Origin of the sequence: Streptomyces echinatus (assembly GCF_014203595.1) — a bacterium.
Taxonomy (GTDB): Bacteria; Actinomycetota; Actinomycetes; order Streptomycetales; family Streptomycetaceae; genus Streptomyces; species Streptomyces echinatus.
Genome location: NZ_JACHJK010000007.1, coordinates 150,174 through 162,646, shown reverse-complemented (window position 1 = coordinate 162,646; position 12,473 = coordinate 150,174). Strand labels below are relative to the sequence as shown.

Annotated in this window: 11 protein-coding genes; 8 read left to right on the top strand and 3 right to left on the bottom strand. The window is 72.0% G+C overall.

Annotation, left to right across the window (positions count from 1 at the left end; genetic code table 11):
* Positions 1-2: 2 nt before the first annotated feature.
* Complete coding sequence (locus tag FHS34_RS20565) at positions 3-1,013, bottom strand: helix-turn-helix domain-containing protein (protein ID WP_184967521.1); 1,011 nt, start codon at positions 1,011-1,013, stop codon at positions 3-5.
* Between the two features lie 312 nt (positions 1,014-1,325).
* Here FHS34_RS20565 and FHS34_RS20560 point away from each other — a divergent pair, with 312 nt between their 5' ends.
* Positions 1,326-1,661: a hypothetical protein gene (locus FHS34_RS20560; protein WP_184967519.1), complete on the top strand. Its 336-nt coding sequence runs from the start codon at positions 1,326-1,328 to the stop codon at positions 1,659-1,661.
* A 139-nt stretch (positions 1,662-1,800) separates the two neighbouring features.
* On the opposite strand, the gene FHS34_RS20555 is transcribed toward FHS34_RS20560, so the two are convergent.
* Positions 1,801-2,214 carry a pyridoxamine 5'-phosphate oxidase family protein gene (locus FHS34_RS20555; protein ID WP_184967517.1) on the bottom strand — a complete coding sequence of 138 codons (414 nt, stop codon included), beginning with the start codon at positions 2,212-2,214 and terminating at the stop codon, positions 1,801-1,803.
* 114 nt (positions 2,215-2,328) lie between these two features.
* On the opposite strand from FHS34_RS20555, the gene clpB reads away from it, so the two are divergent.
* Together clpB and FHS34_RS20545 are read left to right on the top strand one after the other, a co-directional pair.
* Entirely contained in the window at positions 2,329-4,926 is a 2,598-nt protein-coding gene (clpB, locus tag FHS34_RS20550) for an ATP-dependent chaperone ClpB (protein WP_184967515.1), read from the top strand.
* Between the two features lie 149 nt (positions 4,927-5,075).
* Positions 5,076-5,609: a YbjN domain-containing protein gene (locus tag FHS34_RS20545; protein ID WP_184967513.1), complete on the top strand. Its 534-nt coding sequence runs from the start codon at positions 5,076-5,078 to the stop codon at positions 5,607-5,609.
* 45 nt (positions 5,610-5,654) lie between these two features.
* Here the strand turns inward: FHS34_RS20545 and FHS34_RS20540 are convergent, their stop codons facing one another.
* Entirely contained in the window at positions 5,655-6,839 is a 1,185-nt protein-coding gene (locus tag FHS34_RS20540) for a pyridoxal phosphate-dependent aminotransferase (protein WP_184967511.1), read from the bottom strand.
* Positions 6,840-7,899: 1,060 nt separating this feature from the next.
* Here FHS34_RS20540 and FHS34_RS20535 point away from each other — a divergent pair.
* From FHS34_RS20535 to pyrE, 5 genes are all read left to right on the top strand, one after another.
* Positions 7,900-8,424: a DUF2617 family protein gene (locus tag FHS34_RS20535; RefSeq protein ID WP_184967509.1), complete on the top strand. Its 525-nt coding sequence runs from the start codon at positions 7,900-7,902 to the stop codon at positions 8,422-8,424.
* Between the two features lie 99 nt (positions 8,425-8,523).
* The gene (locus FHS34_RS20530) at positions 8,524-10,140 is read left to right on the top strand and encodes a polyamine aminopropyltransferase (RefSeq protein ID WP_184967507.1); all 1,617 of its coding nucleotides are present in this window, start codon (positions 8,524-8,526) and stop codon (positions 10,138-10,140) included.
* 59 nt (positions 10,141-10,199) lie between these two features.
* The gene (locus FHS34_RS20525) at positions 10,200-11,063 is read left to right on the top strand and encodes an SRPBCC family protein (RefSeq protein WP_184967505.1); all 864 of its coding nucleotides are present in this window, start codon (positions 10,200-10,202) and stop codon (positions 11,061-11,063) included.
* A 25-nt stretch (positions 11,064-11,088) separates the two neighbouring features.
* Positions 11,089-11,877 (top strand): aldose epimerase family protein, encoded by a 789-nt coding sequence (locus FHS34_RS20520; protein ID WP_184967503.1) that lies wholly within the window; start codon positions 11,089-11,091, stop codon positions 11,875-11,877.
* Between the two features lie 10 nt (positions 11,878-11,887).
* Positions 11,888-12,436, top strand: coding sequence for an orotate phosphoribosyltransferase (pyrE, locus tag FHS34_RS20515; protein WP_184967501.1), 549 nt, complete (start codon positions 11,888-11,890; stop codon positions 12,434-12,436).
* The last annotated feature ends 37 nt before the right edge of the window (positions 12,437-12,473 follow it).

Genomic DNA, 12,473 nt, shown 5'->3' with positions numbered 1-12,473 from the left:
CGTCACTGCTCCCGGTCCAGGATGCCGGACTGGGCGATGAGGTACCCGAGCTGGGCGCGGCTGCCGCTGCCGAGGGCGGTGGCCAGCTTGGCGATGTGGGCGCGGCAGGTGCGGACGTTCATGCCGAGACGCCGGGCTATGGCCTCGTCCACGTGGCCCTCGACGAGGAGTTTGGCGATGGAGTGCTGGACTTCGGTGATTCCGTCGGGGGCGGTTTCGTACGGGGCTCCGGCGCTCAGTGGCACGGCGTGGTCCCACATGAACTCGAACACCTTGATCAGGTAGCGGACGAGGCCCGGCTGCCGAACCTCCAGGGCGACCTTCTGATCGTCACGGGTCGGGATGAAAGCGACGGTCTGGTCGCAAATGATGAGCCGCTCGACCAGTCCGTCGATCGTGCGCTGCTCCACCTTGCCGTCGGAGAGCCGAGCAGCGTAATCCAGCCGTTCCGAGCTGTACCGGGCGGTGTGTGGGTAGAGCGTTCTGATGCGCACTCCGCGTTCGATCAGCGGGCGGTCGCGCTCCAGCCCCTGCTTGAGGCTGTGCTCGGGCCGGTAGCCGCTCGGCTGCACCGTGAGCATTTCGGTCTGGCACTGGGAGGTGGCCAGATTGAGCGCTGCGTTGATCCGCTCGCTGCCCTCGAGCACAGTGATGGAGTCGCTCGTGGTCGACATCTGAGCGCCCAGCACCATGAAGGGCGCGAAGGCGTCGGAAAGTTCGATCGATTGCCGTCTGCGCTCGGTGATCTCATGCTCGAGGGGGTTGAGCCGCTGAGCCAGGGCAACGGCAGGCGGGACCGGACGCAGCCAATCCGGATCGTCGGGATCGGGGTGGAGGAGGGCGAACTCCATCAGGCAGGGAGCGGCCACCGCGTCTTCTCTCGCAACACGCCCGGTACGCAGGGCGGCAGCATAAAGTTGGCCGCCTTCGTCGCACATCTCGGTCACCGCATGGGGATGTGTCGCCTTAGTCTGATTCGCTACCAAATCTCCACCCCCCAGGGTCCTGAACATGCAGGAACATGATGCACCGATCGTGTGGCAATGATGTGCCCGAATGAGCCATCGTCGTACTCGACGGGGGAAGAGGGGACCTTCAAGTGAGGACGAAGCCGACTATGCGTAACAGAATGCTTCGCTCGGTGCTTGTCGCCACCTTCGCCGCCGTTGCCACCGTCGGGGTTCTCGCTGGAGGCTCCGGCGGCAGGGATGATGACGCGGGCGACAGTGTCTGGCCGCTGGCTCCGAAGGGGCATGTGCTGGCAGACAGTGTCTGGCCGGCGGCAGCGGCGGCGGAGTCGACGGCGAACGTGGCTGGGAGCTGATGTGACCACTCCACCCGACGACCGCTCCTTCCGTCGTGAAATGGCCACCGCCTACCGCTCCGGCTGGCACTTCATCGATCTGGTCACCGCCATCCCCCACAGCGGTGACTCGTTGATGGTGACCGTGTTCGGTGAGCCGGTCGTCGTCACGCGGGACGACGACGATGACGTACGGGCGTTCCGGTGCCTGCGCAAGCCGCGCGGCGCGCCGCAGCCGGTGCGCTGTGCCATCCGGTACGGAATGATCTTTGTGAACCTGGACCAGCGGGACCACCGGCTGTGTGAGCCGGCGGAATCCGACCTGAGGACCATCTCGGCCACCCCCCGCAGTGCCTGACGCGATTCCCCCGTCGTAACACATCGCTCAGGTGCTTCCCCCCGCAGCGGCGTCACCGTGACCTGAACACGGTGACGCCGCTGCACTTTTGCGGGGACATTTCCCGCTATCGGCGCGCTGTCAGGGTGGCTGAAAATGTTCAGCCGTGCCCCAGGGCCCGATCGACCTCGATCTCGATCACCACACGTGCCGGATTCGGGCCGGGCGTCCGCTCGTAGCGCTCGGCGTAGCGCCGTACCGCCTCCGCCACCCGTTCCGGCTCGGTCCGCACCCTCGCCCGTCCCTCCAGCGTCGCCCAGCGCCGGCCGGCCACCTGGCAGACCGCGACCCGGGCGCCCTCGGGCCCCGCCGCGCTCACGTGCCGCGCCTTCGCGCTGGTGCCACTGGTGATCACCCGGGCCAGCCGGGCCCCGGCGTCGTACGTCACCCCCACCGGCACCACGTGCGGGCTGCCGTCGGGGCGCAGGGTCGTCAGGGTGCACAGGTGCCGTTCGCGCCAGAAGGCGAGATACGCCTCGTCGGGGGAAACCGGGTCCACGGAGTGCCTCGTCATGCGCTGCAACCTAGCCCCGAAGCACTCTCTTCCGAACCTTGAGTGGAATAGACTCAACTTTGTGTACGCTGGTGAAGTCAGCAGTGAGTGCGGTCGAGGAGGAGAACGGACAACGTGGACGCCGAGCTGACCAACAGGAGCCGGGACGCGATCAACGCGGCGAGCAGTCGGGCCGTGACCGAGGGGCACCCGGACCTCACCCCCGTTCACCTGCTGCTGGCTCTGCTCCAGGGGCAGGACAACGAGAACATCACCGACCTGCTGGCCGCCGTCGAGGCCGACCAGGCCGCCGTGCGCGCGGGCGCGGAGCGGATCATGGCCTCGCTGCCCAGCGTGACCGGCTCCACCGTGGCGCCCCCGCAGCCCAACCGTGAGCTGCTGGCCGTGATCGCCGACGCCGATGAGCGCGCGAAGGACCTCGGTGACGACTATCTGTCCACCGAGCACCTGCTGATCGGTCTCGCCGCGAAGGGCGGCGCGGCCGGGGACCTGCTCAAGGCGCAGGGCGCCGATGCGAAGAAGCTGCTGGAGGCCTTCCGGAAGGCCAGGGGAGGACGCCGCGTGACCACCGCCGATCCCGAGGGCCAGTACAAGGCCCTGGAGAAGTTCGGCACCGACTTCACCGCCGCCGCGCGCGAGGGCCGGCTGGATCCGGTCATCGGGCGGGACCAGGAGATCCGGCGGGTCGTGCAGGTGCTGAGCCGTCGTACCAAGAACAACCCCGTGCTCATCGGTGAGCCCGGGGTCGGCAAGACCGCCGTCGTGGAGGGGCTCGCCCAGCGGATCGTGAAGGGGGACGTGCCCGAGTCGCTGAAGGACAAGCGGCTCGTCGCGCTCGACCTCGGCGCCATGGTCGCCGGCGCCAAGTACCGCGGCGAGTTCGAGGAGCGGCTGAAGGCCGTCCTCGCCGAGATCAAGGACTCCGACGGGCAGATCATCACCTTCATCGACGAGCTGCACACGGTGGTCGGGGCCGGCGCCGGCGGGGACTCGGCCATGGACGCGGGCAACATGCTCAAGCCCATGCTCGCCCGCGGTGAGCTGCGCATGGTCGGCGCCACCACGCTGGACGAGTACCGGGAGCGGATCGAGAAGGACCCGGCGCTGGAGCGCCGCTTCCAGCAGGTGCTGGTCGCCGAGCCGACCGTCGAGGACACCGTCGCGATCCTGCGCGGTCTGAAGGGCCGGTACGAGGCCCACCACAAGGTGCAGATCGCCGACAGCGCGCTGGTGGCCGCGGCCACCCTCTCCGACCGGTACATCACCTCCCGCTTCCTGCCGGACAAGGCCATCGACCTGGTGGACGAGGCCGCCTCCCGGCTGCGCATGGAGATCGACTCCTCCCCCGTCGAGATCGACGAGCTCCAGCGCGCCGTCGACCGGCTGAGGATGGAGGAGCTGGCGATCGGCAAGGAGACCGATCCGGCCTCGCTCGCCCGCCTGGAGAAGCTGCGCCGCGACCTCGCCGACAAGGAGGAGGAGCTGCGCGGCCTCACCGCCCGCTGGGAGAAGGAGAAGCAGTCCCTCAACCGGGTCGGCGAGCTGAAGGAGAAGCTGGACGACCTGCGCGGCCAGGCCGAACGCGCCCAGCGCGACGGCGACTTCGACACCGCGGCCAAGCTGCTCTACGGCGAGATCCCGCAGCTGGAGAAGGAGCTGGAGGCCGCCTCGGCGGCCGAGGAGGAGGCCGCCAGGGACACCATGGTCAAGGACGAGGTGGGCTCTGACGACATCGCCGACGTCGTCGCCGCCTGGACCGGCATCCCGGCCGGCCGCCTGATGGAGGGCGAGACGCAGAAGCTGCTGCGGATGGAGGAGGAGCTCGGCCGGCGGCTCATCGGGCAGGGCGAGGCCGTCCGGGCCGTGAGCGACGCCGTACGGCGGTCGCGGGCCGGGATCGCCGACCCCGACCGGCCCACCGGATCCTTCCTCTTCCTCGGCCCGACCGGCGTCGGCAAGACCGAACTCGCCAAGGCGCTCGCGGACTTCCTCTTCGACGACGAGCGGGCCATGGTCCGCATCGACATGTCGGAGTACGGCGAGAAGCACAGCGTGGCCCGGCTGGTCGGCGCGCCCCCCGGCTACGTCGGCTACGAGGAGGGCGGCCAGCTGACGGAGGCCGTGCGGCGGCGCCCGTACAGCGTGGTGCTGCTGGACGAGGTGGAGAAGGCCCACCCCGAGGTCTTCGACGTCCTGCTGCAGGTGCTCGACGACGGACGGCTGACCGACGGCCAGGGCCGCACGGTCGACTTCCGCAACACCATCCTGGTGCTCACCTCCAACCTGGGCAGCCAGTTCCTGGTCGACCCGCTCACCACCGAGGCGGAGAAGAAGGAGCAGGTGCTGGAGGTCGTCCGGACCTCCTTCAAGCCGGAGTTCCTCAACCGGCTGGACGACCTGGTGGTCTTCTCGGCGCTGACCAAGCCCGAGCTGGAGCGGATCGCACAGCTCCAGATCGAACGCCTGGGCAGGCGGCTGGCCGAGCGCCGGCTCAGCCTGGAGATCACCCCCGAGGCGCTGGCCTGGCTGGCGGAGGAGGGCCTGGACCCTGCCTACGGCGCCCGGCCGCTGCGCCGCCTCGTCCAGACCGCCATCGGCGACCGGCTCGCCAGGGAGATCCTGTCCGGCGAGATCAAGGACGGCGACACGGTCCGCGTCGACCGCTTCGGCGGGGGCCTGCTGGTCGGCCCGGCGACCGGCAAGACGCTGTGACACCCGCCCGCTGAACCGGCGCCGCCCCGGCCGCCTTCGACCGACCGGACGGATCATGTCAGCCGTGGGCTGACAGGCCCCGCCGGGGCTTGCCACCCCCCTCCCCGCATGGGGGAGGATGGCGGCATCCGCATGAAGGGAAAAACACGGTGAGCATCGACCCGTCCTCGATTCCGAATTTCGGGGGCCAGCCCGAACCGCAGCCCCAAGGACCGGCGGGCCCCGTCCTCCCGGATCAGGACCTGGTGAAGCAGCTTCTCGACCAGATGGAGCTGAAGTACGTCGTCGACGAGGAGGGTGACCTCGCCGCGCCGTGGGAGCAGTTCCGCACCTACTTCATGTTCCGTGGTGAGGAGGAGCAGGCGATCTTCTCGGTGCGGACCTTCTACGACCGCCCCCACAAGATCGACGAGAAGCCGCGGCTGCTGGAGTCCATCGACGACTGGAACCGCCGCACCCTGTGGCCCAAGGTGTACACCCACACCCACGACGACGGCACCGTCCGCCTGATCGGCGAGGCCCAGATGCTGATCGGCACGGGCGTCGACATCAACCACTTCGTCTCCTCCACGGTCAGCTGGGTGCGGGCCGCGATCGAGTTCGACAAGTGGCTGATCGAGCAGCTCGGCCTGGAGGAGGAGGTCGACGACTCCGAGGAGCCCGAGGGCGACGACGGGGAGTAGACGGTCCCGGCCGGTCCGGGGGCGGCGAGCCCCCGGACCACGGTGTCACATGCCCCGAAGCCGCTCCGCGGCCTCCCGGAGCACCTCTTCCCGCTTGCAGAAGGCGAACCGCACGAACGGCGCCCCCGCCTCCCGGTCGTCGTAGAAGACCGCGTTGGGGATGGCCACCACGCCCGCCCGCTCGGGCAGGGCGCGGCAGAAGGCGAAACCGTCCTTCTCACCGAGGGGGCGGATGTCGGTGGTGACGAAGTACGTGCCGGCCGGCCGGAACACCTCGAAGCCCGCCGCCGTCAGCCCCTCCGCCAGGATGTCCCGCCGGGCCCGCATGCCCGCGCGGAACTCCTCGAAGTAGGCGTCGGGCAGGGACAGGGCCTCGGCCACCGCGTACTGGAACGGGCCCGAGGAGACGTACGTCAGGAACTGTTTCACCGCACGGACCGCGCCCACCAGCTCCCGCGACCCGGTGACCCAGCCGACCTTCCAGCCCGTGAACGAGTACGTCTTGCCCGCCGAGCCGATGCTCACCGTGCGCTCGCGCATCCCGGGGAACGTGGCGAGCGGCAGGTGCTCGGCACCGTCGAAGACCAGGTGCTCGTAGACCTCGTCGGTCACCACCAGCAGATCCCGCTCCACCGCCAGCTCGGCGATCGCGGCCAGCTCCTCGCGGGTGAGGACCGTACCGGTCGGATTGTGCGGGGTGTTGATCAGCAGCAGCCGGGTGCGGCCGGTGACCGCCGCGCGCAGCTCGTCCAGGTCCAGGCGGAAGCTTCCCTCGTGCGGCCTGAGGGTCACCGGCACCCGCGTGCCGCCCGCCATCGCGATGCTCGCCGCGTACGAGTCGTAGTACGGCTCCAGGGCCACCACCTCGTCCCCCGGCTCGACCAGCGCCAGCAGCGCGGCCGCGATGGCCTCCGTCGCGCCCGCCGTGACCAGCACCTCGGTGTCGGGGTCGTAGGCCAGCCCGTAGCGGCGCCGCTGGTGCGCGGCGATCGCGGTGCGCAGCTCGGGGACACCGGGGCCCGGCGGGTACTGGTTGCCGCGGCCGTCGCGCAGTGCCCGGACGGCGGCCTCCCGGATCTCCTCGGGGCCGTCGGTGTCCGGGAAACCCTGGCCCAGGTTGATCGACCCGGTCGCGGTGGCGAGCGCCGACATCTCGGCGAAGATCGTCGTCCCGAACTCGGCGAGCCGGCGGTTGAGGTGAGGGCGTGCGCTGGAGGTCATGCCGGCCATCCTGCGCGCAGGCTCCGGCCTTCCTCAACCCGTGCCCGCCGGCGGGCGCGGCCGTTGACGCCCGGAGCGCCTGCTCCGGGCCACGGAGACCGCCGCCGGCCGCCGGGCGTGTCCGGCGGGTCCCGGACCTGCCCGTCTCCGCAGTGCCCCCGCGCCCGGGACCGGCTCGCCGAACCCCTCCCGCACTGTCCCCGATCTGTGTGTCTGTGCAGGTCAGGGGTCTTTTCTGGCAGTTGACCCTCAGAAGTTCCTCAACTCTGCTTTGCGCGTCGTGGCGGGCGGGCATCCCCCCGGCACCGCGCCAGACGCGGTGCCAGGCGAGGCGCCCACGGGGGGCCGCTTCGGGGGAACGGAAGGAGGGTGACGCCATGAGTGACACCGCGATCGAAGGCATCATCCTGGCGGTGGCCGTGGTCATGCTCATCGCGGCGGCCCAGGCCCGCCGGAACCGGCGGACCAGGGTGTCGTTCGGCAAGGCCCGCGGGCGGAACAGGGCGTACCGCGGGTCGTCCTCGTCGGCCTACCCGGGTGACGCGGGTGCGAGCAGCTGGTGGGTCGGTGGCGGTGACTCCGGTTCTTCGGGGGGCCACGGGCACCACGGCGGGCACCACGGGGGCCACTCCTGCGGCGGTTCCTCGTCCTGCGGTGGCTCCTCCTCGTGCGGCGGGGGTTCGTCCTGCGGCGGGGGCTCGTCGTGCGGCGGCGGGGGCGGATGCGGGGGAGGCAGCTGACACGGGGCGGCCGAGCGTGCGGGAACAGGGGGAACCGCATCCGGACGCACCCGTTCGGGCGCCCGTCGGAGACGACTTCCGGCGGGCGCCCGCCGCGTCCGGTCCCGCGCCCGGCGTACGCCATGGTTGAACAGTTGAGCTGTGGAGCCCTCTGAGGGATGGAAACCGCACGAAGTTGGGTAAAAACGCTGTGGCGTCGCCTCTGTTCATGATTCCCTCTAAATCGCCAACGCAGCCCCTCTGACGCCCCCTCGACTCCCCATCCCGGCCGGGCCGGCTGGGCTGACATGGCCGATCTCCCCCTCCTTGCGTGTTAGCGGAGCCGATCCATGCTCACGACCCTGAACACCTCCTACACCGATACGCGGGCTGCCGACCTCGCCTGGGCCCTGGGCCGCGAACCGCTGCCCGCCCTGGCCACCCTCGATCTCGAACTGACGGGCGCCAAACTGCAGTTAAGGCTGCTCGGCGCGTCCCACCAGGTGCTCCTGGACGAGGAGCGAGGACGCTGTTCGGAGACGGTCGCCTGCATCCCCGGCTCCAGCACCCCGCTGCCCCTGGGCGTCGCCAAACGGGTCGGCGACTGGGAGTACGAGTTCGCCGCCCGCGTGGAGGTGCTCACTCCCGGCTCGTTCGCCGGACGGGCCCAGGAGTTGCTGGCCCTCGTCTCCGACCACCCGCACGGCCTCGCCGGCGTCTTCCCCGGCAGCCCGCACGCCTTCACCGCGCTGCTGGCCCAGCAGCACGAGGGGCAGGTGCACTGGCGCACCTGGCACGCCTACCCGCAGGACGGGCAGTTGGTGGCCACCCGGACCAGGGTCGGGGTGCGGGCCCGGGTGGCCCGGCCCGGCTGACCGCCCCCGGGGCGGCGTAAACCCGTCCCCCGTCAACCGCCTCCAGATCCACACGTGTGGGTGACGAGGCGTGCCGAGTGCGTGACGTAACGTCGCAGCGTGATCGAACCGCACGCGCCCGCGCCGCCGGGCGCCCCGCCCTCCTGGACAGGCCCCGCGCGGCTGCCCGTCCGGCCCGGCACAGGGCGGTTCCTGGTCCTCGTCTGCGTCTTCGTCTGTGCGGCCTGCGGACTCGTGTACGAACTGGAACTCGTCGCGTTGGCCTCGTACTTGATCGGCGACCCGGTCACCCAGGCGTCCGTGGTGCTGTCCGTGATGGTGTTCGCGATGGGCATCGGCTCCCTCGGCGCCAAGCGGCTGCGCTGGCACGCCGCGGCCGGCTTCGGCGCGGTCGAGTCGGCCCTGGCGCTGATCGGCGGCTGCAGCGCGATGGCGCTGTACGCCGTGTTCGCCTGGACCGCCGGCTGGGGCGGGATGTGGGCCGAGGGCCCACGCTGCCTCCTGGTCGCCTTCTCGCTCGCCATCGGACTGCTCATCGGCGCCGAGGTCCCGCTGCTGATGGAGCTGATCCAGCGCATCCGCCGGCAGGACGCGGGCGGCGCGGTGGCCGACCTGTTCGCCGCGGACTACGTGGGCGCCCTGGTCGGCGGCCTCGCCTTTCCCTTCCTGCTGCTGCCGCTGCTGGGCCAGCTGACCGGAGCGCTGCTGACCGGCACGGTCAACGTGGTCGCGGGCGGCGCCCTGGTGCTCGGCCTCTTCCGCCGCGACCTCACCCGCCGCGCCCGCTGGACCCTCCTGCTGACCGGGCTCGTCGTCCTCGGCGTCCTCGCCTGCGCCGCCGCCCTCGCCGACGACTTCGAGCGGGCCGCCCGGCGCGCCGTGTACGGCAGGGACGTCCGGGTGGCCGTGCAGACCGGCGTCCAGGAGGTCGTCCTGGCCGGCGGCACCCACGGCCGGCCCCTCGACCTCTTCCTCGACGGCCGCCTCCGCGCCGGCGGCCGGGGCGAGGACCGCTACCACGAGGCCCTGGTCGCCCCGGCCCTGGCCGGCCCGCACGCGCGCGTCCTGATCCTCGGCGGCGGCGACGGCCTGGCCGCCCGTGAGGTGCTGCGGCACCGGGGGGTGCGCCGCGTCGACGTCGTCGCCCTCGACCCGGGCCTGGTCCGCCTCGCCCGCCGGGACCCCGGCCTGGCCGCCGCCAACGGGCACGCCTTCGCCGACCGGCGCGTCCACGCCGGCACCGGCGACGCGCTCGCCTGGCTGCGCGGGGTGCGCGGGCCGACGTACGACGTCGTGATCGCCGACCTCCCCGACCCCGGCATCACCACCAGCACCAAGCTGTACTCCCAGGAGTTCTACGGCCTCGCCCGCCGGGCGCTGGCCCCGGACGGCCGCCTGGTGGTGCACGCCGGCCCCGTCACCACCCGCCCCCGTGCCTACTGGACCGTCGCCGCGACCCTGCGCACGGCCGGCCTCGCCGTCTCCCCCTACCGGGTGCTCGGCCACGACCCCGGCCGCGGGACGGGCGCGTCCCGGGCGCCGCGCGACTGGGGCTTCCTGCTCGCGGCTCCGGGCCGCACCCCGCCGCCCCTGCGGATCGGCGCCGACCGTCCGCGCACCCTGACGCGGGCCGGGCTGGCGGCGGACGGGGAAGCGGCACGGCGGACCCGGATCGCGGGGCTGCCCGCGTCGACGCTGGTGCATCCGCGGTACTGAACGTTTGTCGCCTTCACGGCGGGGTGAGTTCCGGTCACTACTGGGTAGGCTCAGCGGACATGGAGCACCAGGTCTTCGTCCCGGTCCCCGCCGAGAGGCTCGGCGCCGCGCTGGCCGACCCGGCACGTGTCGCCCGGGCGGTGCCCGGTCTGCAACAGGACGCCGGTGCCGAACCGATCACCGGCCGGCTGAAGCTGCGCGTCGGCGGCCACTCCGTCACCTACCGGGGCGCCCTGCGGGTGACCGCCCGCCAGGACGGTACGTACGCCGTCGAGGGCGACGCCACCGAGGCCCGCGGCACCGGCTCGGTCAAGATCGCCCTCACCCTGCGCCTCGCGGACACCGACGGCGGCTGCACGGTCACGGTCGAGGGCACGGCGGACGCGGACGGCCGCATCGGCGAACTGCCGGCGGAGACGGTGACCTCGGCGGCGACCCGCCTGCTGAACCGGTGCGTGGAGGGCCTGGCCGCCGGCCGGGACGAGCGGCAGGACCGGCCGGACGACAGCGACGGGAGCGCGGAGCGGCCCGGGGACGAACAGGAGGGGCCGGCCGGAACGGAGGGGCCGGAGCCCTCCGACGCCGAGCCCGCCCGCGCCTCCGTCTTCGACACCGAGGTCCCGCCGCCCTCCCTGGACCCGGACGCGGACGACGACGGCACCGGCGCCGACCACCCCGACCGGCTCGCCGATGACTTCGCCGACACCGGTGAGCCGCCGGCCGAGGCCGCGCACGCCCGCCGCACGATGATCGGCCGCAGCGCCGAGGAGGTCGACCACGCCCCGCCGAGGGGCCGCTACGCTCCCGTGCCGGCCCCCCAGACGGTGACGGCGGTGTCGGCACTGCGCTGGGCGGCACCCGCGGCGGCGCTGGCGGTGGCATCGGCGATCGTCGTGAGCAGGGCACTGCGCAAACGCCGCTGAGCGGCCACCCCAGTACTGTCATCCTGTGAGTAACGAAGACATCACGCTGACAGCAGGCAACGCAGAGGTACGCGTCAGCCCCGGCAACGGCGGCCGTCTCAGTGGCCTCAAGGTCGACTCCCTGGAGCTGCTGCGGCAGGGCCCGCGCTTCGGCTGCTTCCCGATGGTGCCCTGGTGCGGCCGGATCCGCGACGGTCGCTTCCTGGACGGCGGCACCGTCCGGCAGATGCCGCTCAACTCCCCGCCGCACGCCATCCACGGCACCGCACGCGACGGCGCCTGGCGCATCGCGCGCGTCTCGGCGGACGAGGCGGTGATCACGTGCGAGCTGACCGACCCCTGGCCGCACCCCGCGCGCGTCACCCAGGTCGTCTCCCTCGCCGAGGACGCCCTGACGCTGACGATGTCGGTGGAGACGTACGACGACTCCTTCCCGGCGCAGCTCGGCTGGCACCCCTGGTTCAACCGCACCCTCGACGGAGTCGACGCGCGGCTGGACTTCGAGCCCGCCTGGCAGGAGGAACGCGGCGACGACCACCTGCCCACCGGCAACCGGACCGACCGGAAACCGGGGCCCTGGGACGACTGCTTCGGCATGCCCGGCGGAGTCGACGTCACCCTCACCTGGCCGGACCGGCTGGAGCTGAAGGTGACCAGCCGCGAGGAGTGGGTGGTCGTCTACGACGAGCAGACGGAGGCCGTCTGCGTGGAGCCGCAGACCGGGCCGCCCAACGGCCTGAACACCCTTCCGCGCCTGGTCACCCCGCTGGACCCGCTGGAGGCGACGACGACCTGGACCTGGCGTCGGCTCTAAGCTTGTCGGCATGACGGAAGCACGTGGCGCGCTGCTGCAGCAGATCAAGGACAAGGCCGTGGTGCACGGCAAGGTGACGCTCTCCTCGGGTCTGGAGGCCGACTACTACGTCGACCTGCGCCGCATCACCCTCGACGGCGAGGCCGCCCCGCTCGTCGGCCAGGTGCTGCTGGACCTGACCGAGGACCTGGAGTTCGACGCCGTCGGCGGGCTCACCATGGGCGCCGACCCGGTCGCCGCCGCCATGCTGCACGCCGCCGCCGCGCGCGGGCGGCGCCTGGACGCCTTCGTCGTCCGCAAGGCGGCCAAGGCGCACGGCCTGCAGCGGCGCGTCGAGGGCCCGGACATCGCGGGCCGCCGGGTCCTGGTGGTGGAGGACACCTCCACCACCGGCGGTTCCCCGCTGACCGCCGTGGAGGCCGTGCGGGAGGCCGGGGCCGAGGTCGTCGCCGTCGCGACGATCGTCGACCGGGCGACCGGCGCCGCCGAGAAGATCGAGGCCGGCGCGGGCGTGCCCTACCGGTTCGCCTTCTCGAAGGATGAACTGGGTCTGGACTGACACGCTCGTTTGACCTGGACTTGGCGGGGGCGTGGAC